Consider the following 23,944-nt stretch of genomic DNA (forward strand, 5'->3'; position numbering starts at 1 on the left):
GCTGAAAGCATCTAAGCGGGAAGCCTGCTTCGAGATGAGGACTCCCACCCACTTGATGGGGTAAGGCTCCCAGTAGACGACTGGGTTGATAGGCCAGATATGGAAGCCTGGTAACGGGTGGAGTTGACTGGTACTAATAGGCCGAGGGCTTGTCCTCAGACGCTCGCGTTCACTGTGTTGGTTCTGAAACCACGACCATGTCGCCCTTCGGGGCGTTCCGGTTGATTGTTTCATAGTGTTTCGGTGGTCATAGCGTGAGGGAAACGCCCGGTTACATTCCGAACCCGGAAGCTAAGCCTCACAGCGCCGATGGTACTGCAGGGGGGACCCTGTGGGAGAGTAGGACACCGCCGAACAATTCTTGAGGAAACCCCCGCACCTTCGGTGCGGGGGTTTTCTGCGTTTAGCGGCCATTCGACGTCCCCGAGGGGACACCGGTGGGCCGGAGTTTTTCAGAGCCGCCCCGCCGCTTTCAGAGCCAGGTATGCGTCCGCGAGCGCCGGCGCCAGATCCTCGGGTGTCGCGTCCACCACCGTCACCCCATGGCGGCGAAGCTGTTCGGCAGTGAGCCGGCGTTCGTTCTGCGCCTGAGCTGCCGCCGCCGCTTCGTACACCGCCTCGGTGGTACCCCTGGCCCGCGCCATACCGGCAATGTGTGGATCCGCCACTGAAGCGACCAGAACCGTATGGCGTTGAGTGAGCTGAGGGAGAACGGGAAGCAGTCCCTGCTCCACCGGTGCCGCGTCCAGTGTCGTGAGGAGCACGATCAGGGAGCGGCGGGGAGCGGTGCGGAGCGCGGCGGCGGTCAGGCCGCGAGCGTCGGTCTCGACGAGTTCCGGTTCGAGTGTCGCCATGGCATTGACCAGGGAGGGCAGCGCATCGCCCGCCGCGCGTCCCTGGACCAGGGCGCGGACCCGGCGGTCGTAGGCCAGCAGCGCCACGCGGTCGCCTGCGCGTGAGGCGAGAGCCGCGAGCAGCAGAGCCGCGTCCATGGAGGCGTCCAGGCGTGGTGCGTCGCCCACCCGGCCGGCCGAGGTACGGCCGGTGTCCAGGACGAGCAGGATGTGCCGGTCGCGTTCGGGGCGCCAGGTACGGACGGCGACGGCCGACTGCCGGGCCGTGGCGCGCCAGTCGATCGAGCGGGTGTCGTCGCCGGGGACGTACTCTCGCAGGCTGTCGAACTCCGTTCCCTCCCCGCGGGTCAGGACGCTGGTGCGGCCGTCGAGTTCACGCAATCGGGCGAGTTTCGACGGGAGGTGCTTTCGGCTGGTGAACGGGGGCAGGACCCGTACTGTCCAGGGGACCTTGTGGGCGCCCTGGCGGGAGAATAGTCCGAGGGGGCCATAGGAACGGATCGTCACGCGGTCGGCGTGGCGGTCGCCGCGGCGGGTGGGGCGCAGTCGGGTCGTCACGCGTCGGCGCTCGCCCGGTGGCACGGTCAGCCGGTGCCGGGAAGCGTCGATCTCGGTGCCTGGCTGCCAGCTGCTCGGTGGCCACGCGTCCCGCAGCCGTGCCCGCAGCGGGCGGCGGGAAGGGTTCGTGATCGTGAGGGTGATGTCGACCGTGTCACCGAGACGGGCCGAGCTGTCGCCCGAGCGGGCGAGCTGGAGACGGCGTACCGGCGCGGCCAGTGCGTAGTCGCAGGCGCAGGCCAGGGCCAGCGGGCCGTTGACCGCGAGGATGCCCGTCCAGCTCGGTTCCAGGATGCCGACGGGGATCGAGCCGAGGGCCGCGAGGAGGGCGGCGCGTCCGGTGAGTGCCATCAGCGGGGGACCGGGACGTGCGCGAGGATGGCGTTGATGACCGAGTCCGCGGTCACGCCTTCCATTTCGGCCTCGGGACGCAGCTGCACCCGGTGGCGCAGCGTGGGCAGGGCGAGGGCCTTCACGTCGTCGGGGATGACGTAGTCGCGGCCGGTCAGCCAGGCCCAGGCGCGCGAGGTGGCGAGCAGGGCGGTGGCCCCGCGTGGGGAGACGCCCAGGGTGAGGGAGGGCGACTCGCGGGTGGCGCGGCAGATGTCCACGACGTAGGCGGTGATCTCCGGGGAGACGGTCGTCCTGGCGACCGCGGTACGGGCCGCCTCCAGGTCGGCGGGGCCGGCGACCGGGCGTACGCCGGCGGCGCGCAGGTCGCGGGGGTCGAAGCCCGAGGCGTGCCGGGTGAGTACGTCGATCTCGTCCTGTCGGGAGGGCAGAGGCACCGTCAGTTTGAGGAGGAAGCGGTCCAGTTGGGCTTCGGGGAGGGGATAGGTGCCCTCGTACTCGACCGGGTTCTGCGTCGCGGCGACGAGGAACGGCTCGGGGAGCGGGCGGGGGGTGCCGTCGACCGTGACCTGGCGTTCCTCCATGGCCTCCAGCAGGGACGACTGGGTCTTGGGCGGGGTGCGGTTGATCTCGTCCGCGAGGAGGAGGTTGGTGAAGACCGGGCCGGGCTGGAAGGAGAACTCGGCGGTGCGGGTGTCGTAGACGAGGGACCCGGTCACGTCGCTCGGCATCAGGTCGGGGGTGAACTGGACGCGTTTGGTGTCGAGTTCCAGTGCGGATGCGAGGGCCCGGACGAGCAACGTTTTGGCGACCCCGGGGACTCCTTCTAGTAGTACGTGTCCGCGGCAGAGGAGGGCGACGACGAGGCCGGTCACGGCGGGGTCCTGGCCGACCACGGCTTTGGCGATCTCTGCGCGCAGGGCTTCCAGGGAGGCCCGGGCGGTGCCCGGGTCCCCGCTCTGCCCGGCGTTGTCAGTGGTCGGGTCCATCATGAACGGCGTACCTCTCTTTCGAGGGCGTCGAGTTGGTCGGTGAGGGCGATGAGGGCCGTGTCGTCGCCGGGTGGCGGTCCGAAGAGGAGGGAGTGCAGGGCCTGTCCGTCGCCGGCCAGGTGGGTGGACAGGGCGGGAAGCAGGGCCTCGGGCGTGTGCGCCTGGGTGACGGGGACGCCGACGAGGGGGGCGAGGCGGGTGCGGGTGGCGGAGCGAAGAGCGGCGGCGGCGCGGTCACGGGCGTTGGCTCTGCGGTAGAGGCGGGCGCGGCCTTCGGCGGTCTCGGAGGCGCGGATCGCGACGGGGAGTTTCTCGGGCACGAGGGGGCCGAAGCGGCGTGCCCGCCAGAAGGCGGCGAGGGCCGCGGCGATGAACAGTTGCAGGGTGGCCCAGAGCCATCCCGAGGGGAGCAAGTCGAGGAAGCTCTTCCGCTCGCCGTTCTCGGTGGCGGAGGCGTCGGACAGCGAGGGGAGGTACCAGACCAGATGGGGGCGGGAGCCGAGGAGCTGAAGGGCGAGCGAGGCGTTGCCCTGCTCGTCGAGGCGGTCGTTGTAGAGGATGTCGGGCGCGCCGAGCACGACGGTGTCACCGCCTCCGGAGGCCGCGGGGACGCGCAGGAGGGTGGCGAGGCGTTCGCTGGGGTAGCAGGAGTCGGCGTCGAGGTGGGCGGTGGTGTAGCGGACGCCGCCGGTGTCGGCGGGGCCCGCGCGCCGGGCCTCGGGCAGCGTGCAGTCCGGGTCGAGGGTGGAGCGGTCGCTGGTGGCGGGGTCCGCGGCGACCCCGGGGGCGAGCCGTTCGACGGACCAACTGCCGGCCGCGACGAGGACGGTCCGTCCGCCGGAGGACGCGGTTGCCGCGTGCAGCTGGGTCTGTTGGCGGTGGGTCAGCAGGTCGGGTACGGCGACGAGCAGGGTGGTGTCCGGACCGGTGGCGGCGCGGGCCGCGCCGAGGGTGGTGACCACGCGGGTGGAGACGCCCCGTTCGGCGAGGAGCCGGGCGACGGCGCGGCTGCCGTAGGGGTCGGGGGAGCGCGGGTCCAGGTCGCCGTGCCGGGTGGTGGAGCGTACGGCGGCCATGGCGACGGCCGCGGTCAGGAGCAGGACGACGGCGAGTGTGATCCCTCGTGTCCGGGTCCACACCTGGCGGCCGGTGGGTGCGGCGGATGTGGTCGCCGGGGCGGCCTCGGTGGTCACTCGGTGGCCCCCTGGCGGGTGTTCTCGGCCTTGGCGGTGGCGCTGGCGGGGCTGCTGGCGAGGGTCGGTCTGGTGTGTTGCAGGTCGCGGTCGAGTTCGGCGAGGCGGTGGTACGACGGCTCGCCGGCCGTGCGCCCGCCGTATGTGATGTCGTCGAACTCACGGGCGGCGGCGCGCAGTCGGTCCGTGTGCGCGGGCAGGACGCGTCCGGCCTCGGCGGCTGCTTCGTCGGCGGTGCGGCCGGGGCGTGCGTCGAGCAGGGCCCGTTCCTCCAGGGAGCGGACCAGGGCCCGCATGCGTTCCTGGACGGCCTGGTTCCAGTGGCCCTGGGCCGCGTGGGCCTCGCTGGCGGCGCGGTGCTCGGCGGCGCTGCGGGGGCGCTCGTCGAAGAGGACGGTGGCCGAGGCGGGCCCGCGGTGGGGGGTGCCCAGGCGCCACCACAGGGCGGCCAGGACGGCGACGACGAACAGGATGACGACGACCAGGCCGACCGTGCCGCCGGGGGTTGCCGAGGCAGCCGAGCCGAGGGCCCGGTCGAGCCAGTCCCAGAACGCGTTCAGGGCGCGCTGGAGCAGGCTGGGGTCGTTCTCGTGGTACATCCCCTTGGACAGCTCGCGCCGGGCCGCCTCGCGCGCGGGATCACGCCCGATGGTCACCGGTGGCTCGTCTCCCGAGCCACCGGCCGCCAGCACGACCCGGTCCGTCGCGCGCAGCAGCCGGCCCGCGACCGCGGTGGCGGTGCCCGGTGGGGGCGCCGCCGTGAGAACTCCCCCCGTGAGGCTCACCGCATCAGCTCCCGGGGACGGGGCCGGGGACGCCGGTGCCGTAGCCCTGGACGCCTGCGGCGCGGGCCAGTTCGAGGTCGAGGGCCTCGCGGCGGATGCGCTGGTCGATGTAGAGGAGCACGGTGACGCCGGCGCTGATCGGAAGGGTGAGCGTGGTGCCGATCAGGGAGCCGATGCCCCGGATGATCAGGAACGCCCAGCCGACGTGCCCGCCGTTGGTGCCGAGGAAGTTGTCCATGCCGTCACCGCTGACGGCGGCGCCGATGACGGCGAAGGGGATGGTGACGATCGCCGAGACGATGTTGGCGATGAGCCAGGCGAGCAGTTGGATGCCGAAGACGCGCCACCAGGAGCCGCGCACCAGCTTCGCGGAGCGGCTCATGGCCTTGGTGACGCTCTGGCGTTCCAGCATCAGGGCCGGAGCGGCCAGGTAGTAGCGGATGGCCAGCCATACCGCGACGACGACGCCTCCGAGGATGCCCAGGGCGAACAGGGCGGCCCCGCCGGCGTCGCTGCCGCCGCTCAGCAGGACCAGGAAGCCGGGCAGTGCGCCGACGACGATCACTCCGATGGTGATCAGGCCGAGCAGGACGAGCAGTCCGGCCAGCCTCGGGATCTGCGGACGAGCCTCGCGCCAGGCCTCGCCGGTGCTGACCGGTCTGCCGAGCACGGCGCGGCTGGTGATGGTCGTGAGCAGGGCGGTGGCGACGATGACGGCGGCCGCGGAGATCACCGTGACGATGCCGGTTCCGATCATGGAGTCGCGCAGGGAGCGGTAGGCGTCGTCGAGGGTGGCGGTCCGGCTGTCGAGCGACGTGCGGGCGAGGGCGTCGTTGACGAAGAAGCCCTGGACGAGGACCAGGCAGGTGTCCGTGACGACGGCGACGGCCAGCGCGATGCCGAGGACCGTGCGCCAGTAGGTGCGCATGGTGGAGACGGCACCGTCGAGGATCTCGCCGACGCCCAGTGGGCGCAGCGGGATGACGCCGGGCTTGGCCGCCGGCGGGGGGCCTCCCCAGCCGCCGCCCCAGGCGGGGTGGCCGCCGGGGTTGCCGTAACCGCCGTGGCCGGGGGGCGGGCCGCCGTAGCCGCCGCCGGGGACACCGTAGCCGCCGGGGCCGGGGCCGGGGCCGCCGGGCTGCCGGCCGCCCCAGCCCGGGCCGGGCGGCGGGGGCGGCGGTGCCTGGTTCGGGCTGGGGGCACCGGTGGGCGCGGACCACTGGCCGGCCGGCGGCTGCGCCTTGGACCACTGCGAGCCTGGGCCCTGCGCGTCCGTGCCCGGCTGCGGCGCGGGTTCGGTGGGGCCGGGGCGGTCTGCGGGCTCGGCGGGGCCGGACGCACCGGGTTCCCGCCCCTCGGACGACGGGGCGGATCCGGGCGAGGCCCAGCCCGGAGTGTCAGTCATCGAAGCTCCTTCTCGGTGCCCGTCCGCGGTCGCGGCGGCAGGTTGGCAGCCATCGTGCCATGGGCCGGTCACCGGGGGACCGGCCACGGTGGGGGCTGGACTCCTTCAATTGTCCGCCGGATCCGGGGCAGACTGACGGCATGGTTGATCAGCAGGCGCGAACCGGCGGGGACAAGCGGCCGACCGAGATACCGGCGATCCGATGGGAGGAGCCACCAGAAGGTCCCGTATTGGTCCTTCTTGATCAGACGAGGCTTCCGGCCGAAGAGGTCGAGTTGGTGTGCACGGACGCGGCGGCGCTGGTGGAGGCGATCCGTTCGCTCGCCGTGCGCGGGGCGCCGCTGCTCGGGATCGCGGGGGCGTACGGCGTCGCGCTCGCCGCCGCGCGGGGCTTCGACGTGGCCGAGGCCGCGCGGGCGCTGGAAGAGGCCAGGCCCACCGCGGTGAACCTGTCCGTAGGGGTGCGCCGGGCGCAGGCGGCGCACCAGGCGGCGCTGGCCCGGACCGGCGATCCCACCGCGGCCGCCGTGGCGGCGCTGGCCGCGGCGCGGGCACTGCACCAGGAGGATGCGGAGGCCAGTGCCCGGATGGCGGCCCATGGTCTGGCGCTGCTGGACGAGCTGCTGTCCGGGGGCGGGCACCGGATCCTGACCCACTGCAACACCGGGTCGCTGGTGTCGGGTGGGGAGGGCACGGCCTTCGCGGTGGCCCTCGCCGCGCACCGGGCGGGCCGGCTGCGGCGGCTGTGGGTGGACGAGACGCGTCCGCTGCTGCAAGGCGCTCGCCTGACGGCGTACGAAGCGGCCCGCAGCGGTATGGCGTACACCCTGCTCACGGACAACGCGGCGGGTTCCCTGTTCGCGGCGGGCGAGGTGGACGCGGTGCTGATCGGAGCGGACCGGATCGCGGCCGACGGTTCGGTGGCGAACAAGGTGGGGAGCTATCCGCTCGCCGTGCTCGCCCGGTACCACCATGTGCCGTTCATCGTGGTGGCGCCGCTGACGACGGTCGACCCGGACACTCCCGACGGGGCGTCCATCGAGGTCGAGCAGCGTCCCGGCTTCGAGGTGACCGAGGTCGCGGCGCCCCAGGCGGCGGGAGCGGGGGGCGGGATTCCGGTGGCACCGCTGGGGACGCAGGCGTACAACCCGGCGTTCGACGTCACCCCGCCCGAACTGGTGACAGCGATCGTCACCGAGGAGGGAGTGGTCTCGCCCGTGACGGCCGAGGCGCTTGCGGAACTGTGCGCCCGGCCGCCGGCTGGTGCTCCGCCGGCGTCGGCCTGACATCGGTGAGCGGCATCCTCGTCGATGGACAGGGGCAGACAGTGACGGCCCCGTACGACTATCGTCACCGGCCAGTGACCTCCCTCACCAGGGCGCCTGTCGCTGTTATGAGAATGGGATGATGTCGTTTATGAAGGGACGAGTCCTTGTCGTCGACGACGACACCGCACTGGCCGAGATGCTCGGCATCGTGCTGCGTGGTGAAGGTTTTGAGCCGTCTTTCGTAGCCGACGGCGACAAGGCGCTGGCCGCTTTCCGTGAGACGAAGCCCGATCTGGTGCTGCTCGACCTGATGCTGCCCGGTCGGGACGGCATCGAGGTGTGCCGGCTGATCCGGGCGGAGTCCGGCGTGCCGATCGTGATGCTCACGGCCAAGAGCGACACCGTCGATGTCGTCGTGGGCCTGGAGTCGGGCGCCGACGACTACATCGTCAAGCCGTTCAAGCCGAAGGAGCTGGTGGCCCGGATCCGGGCGCGGCTGCGCAGGTCGGAGGAGCCGGCGCCGGAGCAGCTCACCATCGGTGACCTGGTCATCGATGTCGCCGGGCACTCGGTGAAGCGGGACGGGCAGTCGATAGCGCTGACCCCGCTGGAGTTCGACCTGCTGGTCGCGCTCGCGCGCAAGCCCTGGCAGGTGTTCACCCGTGAGGTGCTGCTGGAGCAGGTGTGGGGCTATCGGCACGCGGCGGACACGCGGCTCGTCAACGTGCACGTCCAGCGGCTGCGCTCCAAGGTCGAGAAGGACCCGGAGCGGCCGGAGATCGTGGTGACCGTCCGTGGTGTCGGTTACAAGGCCGGACCGAGCTGACATGTCCGGGGACAGCGCCGCTTCGGCTCCCGGCGGTTCTGGGACACGTCCGGGGCGGCCTGTCGGCCGGACGGCGGCGGGTGCGCGCTGGCGGGCGATGTTCGACGGCGGGCTGCTAGAGGGCGGAGTCCAGGGCAGCCCGGTACTTCGCCTGTTCCTGCGCTGGGTGCGCCGTCCGCTGCTACCGGTGATGCGGCTGTGGCGGCGCAACATCCAGCTCAGGGTCGTCGCCACCACCCTGCTGATGTCGCTCGGTGTCGTTCTGCTGCTGGGCTTCGTCGTGATCGGGCAGGTGCGCAACGGCCTGCTCGACGCGAAGGTCAAGGCGTCGCAGAGCCAGGCCACGGGCGGGTTCGCGGTGGCCAAGCAGAAGGCCGACGAGGCGGTCGGCGGGACCGGTACGGGAGCCGGGGCCGGTACCGATGACGGCACGGCGACCGGGGACGGGCGACAGTCGCAGAACGTCATCCAGTGGATGAGCGACCTGGTGGAGTCGCTGTCCAGCGGTGGCGCGGGCGCCTTCGACGTGGTGACGCTGCCCGTGGGCGACGACAGCGGCGGCGGACGCAGCCCCCGCGGCTCCGGGAACGTCAACCCGACCTCCAGCGTGCCCGCCGCCCTGCGCGAGCGGGTCAACAGCGGTACGTCGGCCGTCCAGAGCAACACGCGGATCGTCTATTACGGCGGCAAGGACTCGCAGCCGGGGCTCGTCATCGGCAAGCAGGTCAACGACCCCAACGGCCGCCCGTACGAGCTGTACTACCTCTTCCCGCTCACGCAGGAGGAGAAGTCCCTGAGCCTGGTCAAGGGCACGCTCGCCACCGCGGGGCTGTTCGTCGTCGTGCTGCTCGGCGCCATCGCCTGGCTGGTGGTGCGGCAGGTCGTCACACCGGTGCGGATGGCCGCCGGGATCGCGGAGCGGTTGTCGGCCGGGCGGCTGCAGGAGCGGATGAAGGTCACCGGTGAGGACGACATCGCGCGCCTGGGCGAGGCCTTCAACAAGATGGCGCAGAACCTGCAGGGCAAGATCCAGCAGCTGGAGGACCTGTCGCGGATGCAGCGGCGGTTCGTCTCCGACGTCTCGCACGAGCTGCGCACGCCGCTGACCACCGTCCGGATGGCCGCGGACGTCATCTACGAGGCGCGTGAGGACTTCGACCCGGTCACCGCGCGGTCGGCCGAGCTGCTCGCCGACCAGCTGGACCGGTTCGAGTCGCTGCTCGCCGACCTGCTGGAGATCAGCCGTTTCGACGCCGGGGCGGCGGCGCTGGAGGCCGAGCCGATCGACCTCAGGGAGGTCGTCCGGAGGGTCGTGAGCGGTGCGGAGCCGCTCGCCGAGCGCAAGGGCACGCACATACGGGTGCTCGGTGACCAGCAGCCCGTGGTCGCCGAGGCGGACGCCCGGCGAGTGGAGCGGATCCTGCGCAACCTCGTCGTCAACGCCGTCGAGCACGGCGAGGGCAAGGACGTCGTGGTCAAGCTGGCCGCCGCGGGCGGGGCCGTGGCCATCGCGGTGCGCGACTACGGCGTGGGACTGAAGCCCGGTGAGGCGACCCGGGTCTTCAGCCGCTTCTGGCGGGCCGACCCGGCACGCGCGCGTACCACCGGCGGTACCGGCCTCGGGCTGTCGATCGCCCTGGAGGACGCGCGGCTGCACGGCGGCTGGCTGCAGGCATGGGGCGAGCCGGGCGGCGGCTCCCAGTTCCGGCTGACGCTGCCGAGGACGGCGGACGAGCCGCTGCGGGGCTCGCCGATACCGCTGGAGCCCAAGGACTCCCGCCGCAACCGCGGCCTCGACGACGCCGGCCTGCCCAGGGCGGGCGAGGAGAAGCGGGCGACCGTTCCGGTGCAGCAGAACGGCGTCCAGGCGCCCGCGCTGCCGCCGCGGTCGGAGATCACGCCGCGGCTGGCCACTGCGACGCCGGCCGCCGACCCGACCGCCCTGCCGGGCAACGGCAACGGCGCGCGCGTCGTGCCCCGGCCCACCGCCGGCGTACGGCGTCCGGCCGACGGGCCCGGCGCGCGTCCGGCGCGCGGCGCGAGCGCGGACCGGGCGGACGCGGCCACGCCGGAGGACTCGACCGAGCCAGGGGAGGCATTTCGTGGCCGCTGACCGCGAGGGGGGCGCACGGCGGCGGTCGTGGCGCGCGGTGGCGTACGCCGCCTTGGGTGTCGTACTGCTGGCCGGTTGCGCCTCGATGCCCGACAGCGGGGACCTGCGGGACGTGGAGTCCACGCCGCGACAGGACACCGGGGTCCGGGTGTTCGCCATGCCGCCGGCCGACGGCGCCGGTCCGGGCGAGATCATGCAGGGCTTCCTGGAGGCGCTGACCAGCGACGACCCGGGGTACGACACGGCTCGTAAGTACCTGACGGACGAAGCGGCCCGCGCCTGGCGGCCCGAGCAGTCGACCACTGTCCTCGCGAACGGGCCGACCATCGAGACGGACTGCCGTCCGGGCGGCCGGGAGGAGACCAACAGCGTCACGTGCGTGCTGGCCGGCAGCCAGGTCGCCACGGTCGACGCGCAGCAGGCCTACCAGCCCGCCGACGGCACCTACCGCAAGAAGCTGCACCTCACGAAGGACCCGAAGAACGGGCAGTGGCGCATCGACGGGCTGCCCAACGGGGTCGTGATGGGCAAGTCGGACTTCCAGCGGAACTACACGTCCGTCGACAAGTACTACTTCGCCTCCAACGCGTCCGTCGGGGAGAGCGGCCAGCCGGTGGCGGTAGCCGACCCGGTGTTCGTGCGCAGCAAGGTCGACCCGATGACCCAGCTGGTCCGCTCGCTGCTGAAAGGACCCACCACCTGGCTCCGACCGGTGGTCAGGTCGAGCTTCCCGACCGGTACGGGGTTGCAGAAGGGCGTGTCGGGGCTGGCACCGGACGACCAGAACAAGCTGACGGTGCCGCTGAACCTCAAGCCGTCCCGGGTGGCGCCGAGCAAGTGCACCGAGATGGCGACGCAGATGCTGTTCACGTTGCGGAACCTGGCGCCGACGCTGGACTCCGTCGAACTGCGGGGGACGGGCGGCGACCGGCTGTGCGAGCTGACCGGGGAGCGCGCCGAGTCCGCCGCCTGGCACGGGTCGTACAAGCGGCCCGATTACCTGTACTTCCTCGACGGCAAGCACCGGATGGTACGGATGCAGGCCGGGAGCACCGGGACGGCGTCCGCGCCGGTGCCGGGCCCGCTGGGCGAAAGCGGCAGGGGGCTGCAGTCGGTGGCGGTGTCGCGGGACGAGCACACCGCGGCCGGGGTCGCCGACGAGGGCAGGACGCTGTACGTGACGTCGCTCGCGTCGGACGGATCGCTCGGCGATCCGCTGGTGACCAGCGCCGGTACGACCCCCGACCACCGGCTCGCCACTCCGAGCTGGGACGCCCGCGGCGACCTGTGGGTGGCCGACCGTGACCCGCACCGGCCGCGCCTGTTCGTCCTGGAACAGGGCGCCGACAAACCGGAGCCGGTCGCCGTCCCGGACCTGTCCGGCCGGATCGAGGACGCGCGGGTGGCCGCCGACGGGGCGCGGATCGCGCTGGTCGTGGAGAAGGACGGCAAGCAGTCCCTCTTCATCGGGCGGATCCAGCGCGACGACGGAACCGGGCAGGGCATCTCGGTGGACGGGCTGCGGTCGGCGGCACCGGACCTGGAGCAGGTCAGCGCCATCTCCTGGGCCGGGGACAGCAGGCTGCTGGTCGTGGGGCAGGAGCAGGGGGGCGTGCAGCAGATGCGGTACGTCCAGGTCGACGGCTCCACCCTCGACGGCCCGGCGCCGGGCGCGCTCACCAGCGTGAAGGCGATCGCCGCGTCCGAGGACGAGCGGGTGCCGCTGGTGGCCTACTCGGAGGACGGGATCGTACGGCTGCCGTCCGGGGCGCAGTGGCAGAAGGTCGACAAGGACGGGTCGGCGCCGGTCTACCCGGGCTGAGCACGGGACGGCTGAGACGCTCTGGCCGTGCTGAGCGCGGGACCGCTGTGAGCAGGACGGCCCTCCCGTAGTCGCGCGCCGAGTTGTCCACAGGCCGTTGTCCACAGGGGTGGCCGGCCCGCGGCCGCGTTGGCACAGTGGTGGTCATGCGGGGGTGGTGGCAGGACCTCACCGACCTGGTGCTGCCGGCCGACTGCGCGGGCTGCGGTGCACCTCGTACGGCGCTCTGCCCGCGGTGCCGGGTCGCGCTGCACGGGAGCGCGGCGTGGCGGGTGCGGCCGGTGCCGGAGCCGGCCGGGCTGCCGGTGGTGCACGCGGTGGCTCCCTACGCATCGGAGGTGCGCGCGCTGCTGCTCGCGCACAAGGAACGGGGCGCGCTGACGCTCACGGGAGCGCTGGGCACGGCGCTGGCAGGGGCCGTGCGGGCGGGCCTGGGCGCGGACGACGGAGCCGGTGTCCGGCCGGGCGGCGGTGCTCATGCCGGCGTGGACCGCGGTGCCCCCGTCGGTGCCGGGCCGGCCGGGTGGCCGGGACGCGGGCCCGTGCTGCTGGTTCCCGTGCCCTCCGCCCGGTGGGCCGTGCGGGCGCGTGGGCATGATCCGGTGCGGCGGATGGCGCTCGCGGCGGCCGGGGAGCTGCGGCGCACCGGGACGCCGGCCCGGGTGGCGGCCGTGCTGCGCCAACGGCGGGCCGTGGCCGACCAGGCGGGGCTGGACGCGCGGCGGCGTCTGGAGAACCTCGCCGGGGCACTGGAGGTGAGAGCGGGAGGCGGCCGGCTGCTCGGTGCGGGTTCCGTCGTGCTCGTCGATGACCTGATGACGACGGGGGCCAGTCTCGCGGAGGCGGCGCGGGCCCTGCGGGAAGCGGCCGTGTCCCGTCGCGAGGACAGGTCGGCCGTGTACGAGGCCGCAACTCGGGAAGGTAGGGAGGAACGATGGATCGGTGCGCCGCCGGGCAGAAGGGAGTCGGTGCATAGTGCACCGGAAAATGCGGTGCCGAACGCCCCGCGGTGGATCCTCCATGCCGCCGTGATCGCGGCTCCTCACGATTCTTTCGAAATGAACAGGAACTGATCGTCAACTTGCATCGTTCCAGCTAGTGACAGGGGTAATTCACCTGAATGGAGGTACGTCGCAGTAGAGGGTGACGGCATCCGTCCGGGCGAGATATGTTCGGGTGTGAGGAAAGGCGCAGGCCACACCTCTCATATCCGAATGCCGTGCTGCGGGTTTTACGCAATCACCCGCATCGGTGGGGTGGAGATCTCGCCCATGGGGGAGGAGGAGGTGGAAGTCACCGAGTCCGAGGTCCGGTGATCACCGGACCTGGTGCGAAAGGGAGATGCTCCGCCGATGCAGCGGAGCGATCCGGGAACGGAGTTCTGCGTGGACATCGTCGTCAAGGGCCGCAAGACCGAGGTGCCCGAGCGGTTCCGCAAGCACGTGGCCGAGAAGCTGAAGCTGGAGAAGATCCAGAGGCTCGATGCCAAGGTGATCAGCCTCGACGTCGAGGTGTCCAAGGAGCCGAACCCCCGACAGGCCGACCGCTGTGACCGAGTGGAGATCACGCTCCGCTCCCGCGGTCCGGTGATCCGGGCGGAGGCAGCGGCCAGCGATCCGTACGCGGCGCTCGACCTGGCGGCGGAGAAGCTGGATGCGCGGCTGCGCAAGCAGCACGACAAGCGGTTCTCGCGCCGCGGCGCACGCCGGATCTCGGCGGCAGAGGTCCCCGACCACGTGCCCGGCGCGGCGACACTGAACGGCAGCGGCCTCCCCGTCCAGGAGGAGGAGACGGACGGAGTGCCGACCAAGAAGATCGGCTCGCTGGAGGTCAAGGGCGAGGGCCCCCTCGTCGTCCGCGAGAAGACCCACGTCGCCTCCCCGATGACGCTCGACCAGGCCCTCTACGAGATGGAACTGGTCGGCCACGACTTCTACCTGTTCGTCGACTCCGAGACGAAGGAACCCAGCGTCGTCTACCGGCGACACGCCTACGACTACGGCGTGATCCACCTCAGCACCGACCCGATGATCGCCGAGGCGCAGACGCAGCCCCCCGCGGCGGGTGGCACGCTGGGCGGCTGATCCCCCGGCTGAAGCTGTGCGGGTGCCCCTGGAGCGCGTGTGCGCCCCCAGGGGCACCGGTGTGCGACCACTTCGCGCCCCGCACGTCACCTCGGTGCCGCCCGGGCATGAAATCATGGCCGCACCGGCCCAACCGGTGGGCCGCTGCCTTGGGTTGGCGATGGCACAGGATCACAGGCCACAGCCTTCAGGGGGAGGAACGATGGCGGACACCTTCGGACCGATGCGGGACGGGGACGCCGACGACGATGTCATCGGCAGGGACCCGGACGCGGGCTCGTCACGCGAGCCGATCAGAGTCCTGGTCGTGGACGACCACGCCCTCTTCCGGCGCGGCCTGGAGATCGTGCTCGCGGCCGAGGAGGACATCCAGGTCGTCGGTGAGGCGGGCGACGGGGCGGAGGCCGTCGACAAGGCCGCCGACCTGCTGCCCGACATCGTGCTGATGGACGTCCGCATGCCCAAGCGCGGCGGCATCGAGGCCTGCACCTCCATCAAGGAGGTCGCCCCCAGCGCGAAGATCATCATGCTGACGATCAGCGACGAGGAGGCCGACCTCTACGACGCGATCAAGGCGGGCGCGACCGGATACCTCCTCAAGGAGATCTCGACCGACGAGGTGGCCACCGCCATTCGCGCGGTGGCCGACGGACAGTCGCAGATCAGCCCGTCGATGGCGTCGAAACTCCTCACCGAGTTCAAGTCGATGATCCAGCGCACCGACGAGCGCCGGCTGGTGCCCGCGCCCCGGCTGACCGACCGAGAGCTGGAGGTCCTCAAGCTCGTCGCGACGGGCATGAACAACCGGGACATCGCCAAGGAGCTGTTCATCTCCGAGAACACCGTGAAGAACCACGTCCGCAACATCCTGGAGAAGCTGCAACTGCACTCCCGGATGGAGGCCGTGGTCTACGCGATGCGGGAGAAGATCCTGGAGATCCGCTAGCGCCTCATCCGAGCAGCCCCGCGAGTTCCCTGCTCAGGGGCTCACGCAGCTCGGGCGCGTCCACGCGCTCCACACGGACGTCGGTGCAGTTCACCCATGTCGCCGCCTCGACCAGGGCCTGGGCGACCGCCGGGACCGCCTTCGGACCGTCCAGGGTGACCTGCTTGGCCACCAGCGTGCGGCCCTCCCGGGCCGGGTCGACACGCCCGACCAGCCGGCCGCCCGCGAGCACCGGCATCGCGAAGTAGCCGTGGACCCGCTTGGGCCGGGGGACGTACGCCTCCAGCCGGTGGGTGAAGCCGAAGATCCGCTCCGTGCGCGCCCGCTCCCAGACCAGCGAGTCGAACGGCGACAACAGGGTGGTGCGGTGCCGGCCGCGCGGTGGCGTCGCCAGGGCCGCCGGGTCCGCCCAGGCCGGCCTGCCCCAGCCCTCGACCTCGACCGGCACCAGACCCGAGTCCGCGATCACCGCGTCGACCTGCTCGGCCTTGAGACGGTGATAGTCCGCGATGTCCGCGCGCGTGCCGACCCCGAGCGACTCGCCCGCCAGCCGGACCAGACGGCGCAGGCACTCGGAGTCGTCCAGCTCGTCGTGCAGCAGCGAGACCGGCACCGCGCGCTCGGCCAGGTCGTACACCCGCTTCCAGCCGCGCCGCTCCACGCACACCACCTCGCCGTACATCAGCGCGCGCTCCACGGCGACCTTCGTGCCCGACCAGTCCCACCAGTCGTTCGTCTTCTTCGCGCCGCCCAGTTCGGTGGCGGTCAGCGGGCCCTCCGTGCGGAGCTGCTTGATGACCTGGTCGTAGGCGCCGTCGGGGAGTTCGTGGTGCCAGTGCGGGCGGTCGCGGTAGGCGCGGCGGCGGAAGGCGAAGTACGGCCACTCCTCGATGGGGAGGATGCAGGCCGCGTGCGACCAGTACTCGAAGGCGTGGGCGTCCGTCCAGTAGGCGGCCTCCACGGCCTTGCGGCCGACCGCGCCCAGCCGGGCGTAGGGCACGAGTTCATGGGAGCGGGCGAGCACCGAGATCGTGTCGAGCTGGACCGCGCCGAGGTGGCGCAGCACCCCGCGGACGCCCGCGCGCCGGTCGGGCGCGCCGAGCAGGCCCTGGGCCCGCAGAGCGATCCGGCGGGCGTCGTCCGCGGTGAGAGTGGTGGTCGGGCGCGGAAGGGTCGTCATGCCTCGGACGATAGAGGGTGCCACTGACAGCCCGCGACGAGCTGTCCATTCCTCGGGAACGGCGAATCGGGAACGGCGAACAGGGTCAGGAACGCGCGGGCAGGTACGGGGCCGTGGAGGGCAGGCCCAGGTCGGAGGGGAGCAGGGAGCCGACCCAGCAGTCGCGGCGCACACCCTTGTTGTTGAGGCCGGAGCGCAGGGTGCCCTCGATGGTGAAGCCCGCGTGTTCGGCTACCGCGCGGGAGGCGTGGTTGCCGACCTCGGCCCGCCATTCGACACGGTCGACGCCGACCTCGGTGAAGATCCACCGGCAGGCGGTGAGCGTGGCCTCCACGACGTATCCGTTGCCGCGGTGTTCCTTGGCCGCCCAGAAGCCGACCTCGGCCGTGCCCGGGGAGCGCATCGTCAGGGCGAGCATGGCGACCAGCTCGCCGCCCCTGAGGAAGACGCCGAAGGTGAACGTCGAGCCCTGGGACCAGCCGTCCGGGACGATCTGCTCCGTGAAGCCGATCGCGTGCTCCGGGAGGTAGGGGGAGGGGACCAGTGTCCAGCGCTGGATGTCGGGGTCCTGCGCTGCCGCGTACACCGCGTCGGTGTCGGCGGGGCCGACCGGGCGCAGCAGCAGACGGTCCGTGGTGAGCGTGACGTGTTCCATCGCCCGATTCTGCTCGGGACGTCCTGTCCCGGCCATGGATTTTCGCGATCTGTGAGCGGGTGATCACGTTTCGCGTAATTCCTCGCGCCGACGCGGCACCATCCGGTCGCCCCGTCCGTTGTCCTGGGTGACGCAGCCGTCGGGCCGCCAGGCCTCCCGGCGCAGCCGGGTCCTCGCATACGATGGCCGTTGCTCAGTACGTCAGAAGGAAAACCGACCGTCCCAGGCCCGACCGGCAAGGAGACCAGCCCCCGTGTCCGTCCTCTCGAAGATCATGCGTGCAGGCGAAGGCAAGATCCTGCGCAAGCTGCACCGCATCGCGGACCAGGTCAACTCCATCGAAGAGGACTTCGTCGACCTCTCCGACGCCGAGCTGCGAGCCCTCACCGCGGAGTACCAGCAGCGCTACGCCGACGGTGAGAGCCTGGACGACCTCCTCCCCGAGGCGTTCGCCACGGTGCGCGAGGCCGCCAAGCGCGTCCTCGGCCAGCGCCACTACGACGTGCAGCTGATGGGCGGCGCCGCGCTCCACCTCGGCTATGTGGCCGAGATGAAGACCGGTGAGGGCAAGACGCTCGTCGGCACGCTGCCCGCGTATCTGAACGCCCTGTCCGGGGACGGCGTCCACCTCATCACGGTCAACGACTACCTGGCCGAGCGCGACTCCGAGATGATGGGCCGCGTCCACAAGTTCCTGGGCCTGAGCGTCGGCTGCATCCTCGCCAACATGACGCCGGCCCAGCGCCGCGAGCAGTACGCGTGCGACATCACCTACGGCACGAACAACGAGTTCGGCTTCGACTACCTGCGCGACAACATGGCGTGGTCGAAGGACGAGCTGGTGCAGCGCGGCCACAACTTCGCCATCGTCGACGAGGTCGACTCCATCCTCATCGACGAGGCCCGTACGCCGCTGATCATCTCCGGCCCGGCCGACCAGGCCACCAAGTGGTACGGCGACTTCGCCAAGCTGGTCACGCGCCTCAAGCGCGGCGAGGCCGGCAACCCGCTCAAGGGCGTCGAGGAGACCGGCGACTACGACGTCGACGAGAAGAAGCGCACGGTCGCCATCCACGAGTCCGGTGTCAGCAAGGTCGAGGACTGGCTGGGCATCGACAACCTGTACGAGTCGGTGAACACCCCGCTCGTGGGCTACCTGAACAACGCCATCAAGGCCAAGGAACTCTTCAAGAAGGACAAGGACTACGTCGTCATCGACGGCGAAGTCATGATCGTCGACGAGCACACCGGCCGTATCCTCGCCGGCCGCCGCTACAACGAGGGCATGCACCAGGCGATCGAGGCGAAGGAAGGGGTGGACATCAAGGACGAGAACCAGACGCTCGCCACGATCACCCTGCAGAACTTCTTCCGCCTCTACAAGAAGCTCTCCGGCATGACCGGTACGGCGATGACCGAGGCCGCCGAGTTCCACCAGATCTACAAGCTCGGCGTGGTCCCGATCCCGACCAACAAGCCGATGATCCGCAAGGACCAGTCGGACCTGATCTACCGCACCGAGGTCGCCAAGTTCGAGGCGGTCGTCGACGACATCGCCGAGAAGCACGAGAAGGGCCAGCCGATCCTCGTCGGCACGACCTCCGTCGAGAAGTCGGAGTACCTCTCGCAGCAGCTCAGCAAGCGCGGCATCCAGCACGAGGTGCTGAACGCCAAGCACCACGAGCGCGAGGCGCAGATCGTCGCCCAGGCCGGCCGCAAGGGCGCCGTGACGGTGGCCACCAACATGGCCGGCCGTGGTACGGACATCAAGCTCGGCGGCAACCCCGAGGACCTCGCCGAGGCGGAGCTGCGCCAGCGCGGCCTCGACCCCGAGGAGCACATCGAGGAGTGGGCCGCCGCCCTGCCGTCCGCCCTGGAGAAGGCCGAGCAGGCCGTCAAGGCGGAGAAGGAGGAGGTCGAGGAGCTCGGCGGCCTCTACGTCCTCGGCACCGAGCGGCACGAGTCGCGGCGCATCGACAACCAGCTGCGCGGCCGTTCCGGCCGTCAGGGCGACCCGGGCGAGTCCCGCTTCTACCTGTCGCTGGGCGACGACCTGATGCGCCTGTTCAAGGCCCAGATGGTCGAGCGCGTGATGTCGATGGCCAACGTGCCGGACGACGTGCCGATCGAGAACAAGATGGTCACGCGCGCCATCGCGTCCGCGCAGGGCCAGGTCGAGACGCAGAACTTCGAGACCCGTAAGAACGTCCTGAAGTACGACGAGGTCCTCAACCGGCAGCGCGAGGTCATCTACGGCGAGCGCCGGCGGGTCCTGGAGGGCGAGGACCTGCAGGAGCAGGTCCGGCACTTCATGGACGACACCATCGAGGCGTACGTCCGTGCGGAGACCTCCGAGGGCTTCCCCGAGGACTGGGACCTGGACCGGCTGTGGGGTGCCTTCCGGCAGCTCTACCCGGTGAAGGTCACCATCGAGGAGCTGGAGGAGGCGGCCGGCGACCGGGCCGGTCTCACCGCCGAGTTCATCGAGGAGTCCATCAAGGAGGACATCTACCAGCAGTACGAGGCCCGCGAGGCGCAGCTCGGCTCCGAGATCATGCGTGAGCTGGAGCGCCGGGTCGTGCTGTCGGTCCTGGACCGCAAGTGGCGCGAGCACCTCTACGAGATGGACTACCTCCAGGAGGGCATCGGCCTGCGCGCGATGGCGCAGAAGGACCCGCTGGTCGAGTACCAGCGCGAGGGCTTCGACATGTTCACCGCGATGATGGACGGCATCAAGGAGGAGTCCGTCGGCTACCTGTTCAACCTGGAGGTCCAGGTCGAGCAGCAGGTCGAGGAGGTCCCGGTCGAGGAGGCCCAGCCGGTGGGCGAGGGCGTCCAGGACACGGTTCCGGCGCAGGCGGGCGCGCGTCCCGAGATCCGCGCGAAGGGGCTGGACGTTCCCCAGCGCCGGGATCTGCACTTCTCGGCGCCGACGGTGGACGGTGAGGGCGGCATCGTCGAGCGTGACCTGGAGGAGGACGAGCCGGTGCGATCCGAGTCGGACGGTCTCACGCGGGCCGAGCGGCGCCGGCAGGCCAAGGGCGGGCGGCGTCGCAAGAAGTAACGGTCGCCCGCGGCACTCCAGCGGTTGAGCGGGGCCGGGTTCCTTCACTGGGACCCGGCCCCGTCGTGATGCCGCCGTGCGGTGCCCTGCGCCGCGGCCGGTCGGGGGGCGGGTTCGCCCGCCGGGCGACGGCTGCCGCGGTTCCACCGGGGGCGCGGGGGACCGCGCGATCGGCCATGGTTCCCCTGGGGGCGCGGGGGGCCGCGCGACCGGCCACGGCGCGCCCGCACCTCGACGACTGTCCGCCCTCGACGACTGTCCGCAGCCCTACGTCCTGCCCGTTTCCACCGCCGTGCAGCGCCAGCGGAGGTCCTTGCCCAGTTCCAGCCGGAAGGCCATGGCGCGCAGCTGGTCCCCGGCGGCGATCCGGGCGAAGACCTCCAGGGCGCCCTGGCTGGGGACGTAGTAGCCGATGTCCTGGACGATCGGCCGGGGGCCGAGGGTGCGCAGGGGGCTGTGTTCGGCCAGGCGGGCCAAGTCGTCGTAGGCGCGGCCCGCGGTGTGCCGCAGCATCCAGTGGACGGGCCGCTGACCGCTCAGGACGGCCAGCAGGCGCTCGGCGAAGAGGTCGGTGGGCCGGGGCTGCCGTGCGGCCGTTACGGGCTGCGTACGGGCTGCCTCCGGCCGTGTGGCCGTCGGACGGCTGGGCGTGCGGGGCGGGGCGCCGCCGGGGCGGCGGGAGTCGCGGCGGGTCGGCGGGCGGTGCCGCGGGCGGGGCTGGGCGGTACGGCTCATGACCTTGTTCATGGGGGCGTCCCCGTTCGCCGGGCCCGGGGGATACCGGGCGGTAACCAGATGGTGGGGATCTTGTATGCGGCCCAGGAGAGGGTGGCAAGGAAGCGCCGGGGTGCGGGAGAGGGCACGGAAGGTTCACCTATCCGAGGGACCGGGGGAGCCCCGCGCCCCAGGGTCAAGCGGCCGAGGAGGGTGAATCGACGGCCTGGAGTGGACGCCTCCACGGGGGCGGGCAGGGGCCCGAAAGGGGACGGCCGCACGTATCCTGAAGGCCCTCCGGGAGACGCGCCAGCCGCCCTCCCCGGGGCCCCAGCGGAGCCTTCGACCAGGAACAGGAAAGAGCGGCCAGCATGCGCGTCTACGTCCCCCTGACCCTCCCCGCCCTCGCCGAGGCGTACAAGACGGGTGAGCTGGGGACCGGCCCCTTCGTCGCGTACGCCGTCACGCCCGCGCTGCGCGAGTGGTACCTGTCCGAGGACATCGAGGAGCTGGAGTACGCCGCGCTCAGCCGGGCCGCGCTGGCCTCGCTGCGGCTGCTCGCGGCGGACCCGGACGCGGTACGGCGCCGGGTCGTGGTCGCCGTGGACGTGCCCGACGGTGCCGCGAGCGTCGACCCGGACCGCGCGCTCGAACCCGCCGCGCTCGGCGAGGTCACCGTGAAGGTCGCGGTGCCGCTCGCGAAGGCGGCCTCCGTGCACGTCGACGCCGAGGACGCGGAGCCGGACGTGGCCGCCGCGGCGGACGCGCTGGAGGCGGCGGACGGCGGGGACGACGACGCGCAGTTCGTCGTGGACGGGGCGGACGACCACGAGCTGCTGTGGTACGCCACGCAGGAGATCCCCAACCTGGTCGGGCTGGGCTGAGCTGCGCCGATCCCGGTGGTGCCCTGATTGTCAGTGGGGGCGGGTACGGTCTTGGACATGGGGACGCAGGGAAGCGCGCACATCGTCTGGGACTGGAACGGGACGCTGTTCCACGACAATGACGCGATCATCGGGGCGACGAACGCGGCCTTCGCGGAGCTGGGGCTGGCGCCGATCACGCTGGAGCAGTACCGGGCGCTGTATTGCGTGCCGGTGCCGAAGTTCTACGAGCGGCTGCTCGGCCGGCTGCCGACCGACGCCGAGTGGGAGCTGATGGACGGGGTCTTCCACCGCTACTACGCCGAGCACCAGGTGCGGTGCCGGCTGACCGAGGGGGCGGAGGACCTGCTCGCGGGGTGGCGTTCGGCGGGGCACAGCCAGTCGTTGCTGAGCATGTACGGACACGAGGACCTGGTGCCGCTGGTGCGGGGCTTCGGGATCGAGGCGCACTTCATACGGGTCGACGGGCGTACGGGGCCGTCCGGTGGCAGCAAGGCCGAGCACATGGTGCGGCACCTGGAGGCGCTGGCGGGGATGGTGGCGCCCGAGCGGACCGTGGTGATCGGGGACGCGGCGGACGACGCGGTCGCCGCCCGGCACGTGGGGGCGCGGGCCGTGCTGTACAGCGGGGGGTCGCACAGCCGGGTGAGTCTGGAGGGGGTCGGGGTGCCGGTGGTGGACACGTTGGCCGAGGCGGTGGCCGAGGCGCGGAGGATAGCGGCGTAGCCCCGCGGGGCGTCGGTGGCCCTGCGCGGGCGCCACGTCAGGTGCTGTGACCGGCCGGGGACGGGCGCACCGGCCGCCGCGGCTCCCCGGGGGCGCGGGGAACCGCACGACCGGGACCGGCCACAGCGGACCTGACGCCGTCGGCGTGCCGCGAGCGTGCCGGTATACCGCGGGCGTGGACCTCACGCCGCCGGCGTACGGCGGACCTGACGCCGTCGACGTACGGGCGGGCACGCGCCTGACGCCGTCGGCGTGCCGCGAACGTGGACCTCATGCCGCCGGCGTACGGCGGGCCGCACTCCGGCGACGTACGGGCGGGCGCGGCCCTGACGCCGTCGGCGTGCCGCGAACGTGGACCTCACGCCGCCGGCGTACGGCGGCACCGGCCTGACTCCGTCGGCGTACCGCGAGCCGGGCGGCGGTGCCGCGCGAGCGTTGCTCAGCTCACCGGGGCCTTGGAGCGGAGCACCTTCAGGAACTCCCGCATCCACGCCGGATGGTCCGGCCAGGCGCGGGATGAGACCAGGGTGCCGTCGACGACCGCCTCGGTGTCCTGGAAGCCCGCGCCGGCCGCTTGCATGTCCGGCTCCAGCGCCGGGTAGGCGGTGACCCGGCGGCCCCGCAGGGAGTCGATCGCGGCGGTGAGCAGCGGGCCGTGGCAGATCTGGGCGACCGGTTTGTCGGCGTCGAAGAAGGCCTTGAGGATCTTGCGCAGTTCGGGATCGTTGCGCAGGTACTCCGGAGCCCGGCCGCCGGGGATGACGAGGGCCGCGTAGTCGCCCGGGTCGACCTCGGAGAAGGCCAGGTCGGCGGGCCAGGTGTAGCCGGGCTTCTCGGTGTAGGTGTCGAAACCGGGTTCGAAGTCGTGCACGACGAAGCGGAGGGTCTTGCGGGTGGGGGCGGCGATGTGGACGTCGTAGCCTTCTTCGCGCAGTCGCTGGTAGGGGTAGAGCACCTCCAGGGACTCCGCCGCGTCGCCGGTGACGATGAGGATCTTGGTGGGCATGTCGGCTCCTCCGGGGAGACTCCGCACAGTGTCCTGGGCACCGTGCCTCCGCCGGGCGCCCCTTGCCAAGAGGGCCCGGCGCTTTTCAGGGTGCGACCCCGGACCCGGGGGCGCGACCGGGTGACCCGGAAGGGAACCAGCCGCCGGATACGCCACCCGCCCCCGCCCCGCCGCTGTGCAGAACGTCAAACTTCACCCCTCGGTTTTGTACACATACGGCTCATGACGGGCCCGGGGTAAGTGGCGATAGCCTTGTGGCGTGATCAGCGCGATATCTCGCGGGGGCGATCCTGCTCCTGCCCTGCGCCCGGGTTGCACGGAACACCTCCGTGACCGGGCCGCGGTCGCTGGTCTTCGCGGGCGGGACGGGGGCGCGGACGCCTCCAGGACGCCGAGGACGGCCCGGGGCACGGCGGTGCCGAGAGCAGCGTCACACTCCACGGACGTGCCGAGAATGGCCGAATTCCCCCCGCTCATCTCACCTCGCGGCATAGCGTCGGACCGGACCGGACACCCCG

The 23,944-nt window shown here is 71.9% G+C and carries 19 protein-coding genes and 2 rRNA genes; 12 read left to right on the plus strand and 9 right to left on the minus strand.

The genetic code is table 11. From position 1 onward, the window contains the following. Positions 1-157 (plus strand): 23S ribosomal RNA (locus ACH4LD_RS00005); the annotation flags it as partial. Positions 158-239: 82 nt separating this feature from the next. Continuing rightward, positions 240-356, plus strand: a 5S ribosomal RNA gene (gene rrf / locus ACH4LD_RS00010). A 96-nt stretch (positions 357-452) separates the two neighbouring features. On the opposite strand, the gene ACH4LD_RS00015 is transcribed toward rrf, so the two are convergent. Genes ACH4LD_RS00015 through ACH4LD_RS00035 form a run of 5 tightly spaced genes read right to left on the minus strand, consistent with a single transcriptional unit; the run spans position 453 to position 6,138 of the window. Further along, the gene (locus ACH4LD_RS00015) at positions 453-1,763 is read right to left on the minus strand and encodes a DUF58 domain-containing protein (protein ID WP_398052979.1); all 1,311 of its coding nucleotides are present in this window, start codon (positions 1,761-1,763) and stop codon (positions 453-455) included. Then, positions 1,763-2,752 (minus strand): AAA family ATPase, encoded by a 990-nt coding sequence (locus ACH4LD_RS00020; protein ID WP_398053586.1) that lies wholly within the window; start codon positions 2,750-2,752, stop codon positions 1,763-1,765. The genes ACH4LD_RS00015 and ACH4LD_RS00020 overlap by 1 nt, the downstream gene beginning before the upstream one ends. After that, a complete protein-coding gene (locus ACH4LD_RS00025) occupies positions 2,752-3,948 on the minus strand; it encodes a DUF4350 domain-containing protein (protein ID WP_398052980.1) in 1,197 nt (398 codons plus the stop codon). The genes ACH4LD_RS00020 and ACH4LD_RS00025 overlap by 1 nt, the downstream gene beginning before the upstream one ends. Then, on the minus strand, positions 3,945-4,733 hold the full coding sequence (locus tag ACH4LD_RS00030) for a DUF4129 domain-containing protein (RefSeq protein WP_398052981.1): 789 nt from the start codon (positions 4,731-4,733) through the stop codon (positions 3,945-3,947). Before ACH4LD_RS00030 ends, ACH4LD_RS00025 begins: the two co-directional genes overlap by 4 nt. A gap of 4 nt (positions 4,734-4,737) precedes the next feature. Beyond that, complete coding sequence (locus ACH4LD_RS00035) at positions 4,738-6,138, minus strand: glycerophosphoryl diester phosphodiesterase membrane domain-containing protein (protein WP_398052982.1); 1,401 nt, start codon at positions 6,136-6,138, stop codon at positions 4,738-4,740. Positions 6,139-6,278: 140 nt separating this feature from the next. Between ACH4LD_RS00035 and mtnA the strand changes: the two genes are divergently transcribed. From mtnA to ACH4LD_RS00070, 7 genes are all read left to right on the plus strand, one after another. Beyond that, positions 6,279-7,424: an S-methyl-5-thioribose-1-phosphate isomerase gene (mtnA, locus tag ACH4LD_RS00040; protein WP_132785956.1), complete on the plus strand. Its 1,146-nt coding sequence runs from the start codon at positions 6,279-6,281 to the stop codon at positions 7,422-7,424. A 118-nt stretch (positions 7,425-7,542) separates the two neighbouring features. Beyond that, positions 7,543-8,232 (plus strand): two-component system response regulator MtrA, encoded by a 690-nt coding sequence (mtrA, locus tag ACH4LD_RS00045; protein WP_191870552.1) that lies wholly within the window; start codon positions 7,543-7,545, stop codon positions 8,230-8,232. Position 8,233: 1 nt separating this feature from the next. Beyond that, on the plus strand, positions 8,234-10,345 hold the full coding sequence (gene mtrB, locus ACH4LD_RS00050; RefSeq protein WP_398052983.1) for an MtrAB system histidine kinase MtrB: 2,112 nt from the start codon (positions 8,234-8,236) through the stop codon (positions 10,343-10,345). Beyond that, on the plus strand, positions 10,335-12,167 hold the full coding sequence (locus ACH4LD_RS00055; RefSeq protein WP_398052984.1) for an LpqB family beta-propeller domain-containing protein: 1,833 nt from the start codon (positions 10,335-10,337) through the stop codon (positions 12,165-12,167). The genes mtrB and ACH4LD_RS00055 overlap by 11 nt, the downstream gene beginning before the upstream one ends. Before the next feature lie 146 nt (positions 12,168-12,313). Further along, the gene (locus ACH4LD_RS00060; protein ID WP_398052985.1) at positions 12,314-13,240 is read left to right on the plus strand and encodes a ComF family protein; all 927 of its coding nucleotides are present in this window, start codon (positions 12,314-12,316) and stop codon (positions 13,238-13,240) included. 312 nt (positions 13,241-13,552) lie between these two features. Then, positions 13,553-14,251 carry a ribosome hibernation-promoting factor, HPF/YfiA family gene (hpf, locus tag ACH4LD_RS00065; RefSeq protein WP_374938323.1) on the plus strand — a complete coding sequence of 233 codons (699 nt, stop codon included), beginning with the start codon at positions 13,553-13,555 and terminating at the stop codon, positions 14,249-14,251. A gap of 202 nt (positions 14,252-14,453) precedes the next feature. Next, entirely contained in the window at positions 14,454-15,197 is a 744-nt protein-coding gene (locus tag ACH4LD_RS00070) for a response regulator transcription factor (RefSeq protein ID WP_132785959.1), read from the plus strand. A gap of 4 nt (positions 15,198-15,201) precedes the next feature. Here ACH4LD_RS00070 and ACH4LD_RS00075 read toward each other — a convergent pair whose 3' ends face one another. Together ACH4LD_RS00075 and ACH4LD_RS00080 are read right to left on the minus strand one after the other, a co-directional pair. Then, complete coding sequence (locus ACH4LD_RS00075) at positions 15,202-16,377, minus strand: winged helix-turn-helix domain-containing protein (RefSeq protein ID WP_398052986.1); 1,176 nt, start codon at positions 16,375-16,377, stop codon at positions 15,202-15,204. An 85-nt stretch (positions 16,378-16,462) separates the two neighbouring features. Continuing rightward, positions 16,463-17,032, minus strand: coding sequence for a GNAT family N-acetyltransferase (locus tag ACH4LD_RS00080; RefSeq protein ID WP_103810059.1), 570 nt, complete (start codon positions 17,030-17,032; stop codon positions 16,463-16,465). A 253-nt stretch (positions 17,033-17,285) separates the two neighbouring features. Between ACH4LD_RS00080 and secA the strand changes: the two genes are divergently transcribed. Further along, positions 17,286-20,096, plus strand: coding sequence for a preprotein translocase subunit SecA (secA, locus tag ACH4LD_RS00085; protein ID WP_398052987.1), 2,811 nt, complete (start codon positions 17,286-17,288; stop codon positions 20,094-20,096). A 267-nt stretch (positions 20,097-20,363) separates the two neighbouring features. On the opposite strand, the gene ACH4LD_RS00090 is transcribed toward secA, so the two are convergent. Beyond that, entirely contained in the window at positions 20,364-20,843 is a 480-nt protein-coding gene (locus ACH4LD_RS00090; protein WP_398052988.1) for an Rv3235 family protein, read from the minus strand. Between the two features lie 338 nt (positions 20,844-21,181). On the opposite strand from ACH4LD_RS00090, the gene ACH4LD_RS00095 reads away from it, so the two are divergent. Both ACH4LD_RS00095 and ACH4LD_RS00100 read left to right on the plus strand, forming a co-directional pair. Beyond that, positions 21,182-21,694: a DUF6912 family protein gene (locus ACH4LD_RS00095; RefSeq protein ID WP_398052989.1), complete on the plus strand. Its 513-nt coding sequence runs from the start codon at positions 21,182-21,184 to the stop codon at positions 21,692-21,694. Positions 21,695-21,751: 57 nt separating this feature from the next. Next, a complete protein-coding gene (locus tag ACH4LD_RS00100; RefSeq protein WP_398052990.1) occupies positions 21,752-22,420 on the plus strand; it encodes an HAD family hydrolase in 669 nt (222 codons plus the stop codon). A 439-nt stretch (positions 22,421-22,859) separates the two neighbouring features. Here the strand turns inward: ACH4LD_RS00100 and ACH4LD_RS00105 are convergent, their stop codons facing one another. Further along, complete coding sequence (locus tag ACH4LD_RS00105) at positions 22,860-23,426, minus strand: DJ-1/PfpI family protein (RefSeq protein ID WP_132785964.1); 567 nt, start codon at positions 23,424-23,426, stop codon at positions 22,860-22,862. Positions 23,427-23,944: the final 518 nt, after the last annotated feature.

The sequence above is a fragment of the Streptomyces sp. NPDC017676 genome, assembly GCF_044329325.1.
Taxonomy (GTDB): domain Bacteria; phylum Actinomycetota; class Actinomycetes; order Streptomycetales; family Streptomycetaceae; genus Streptomyces.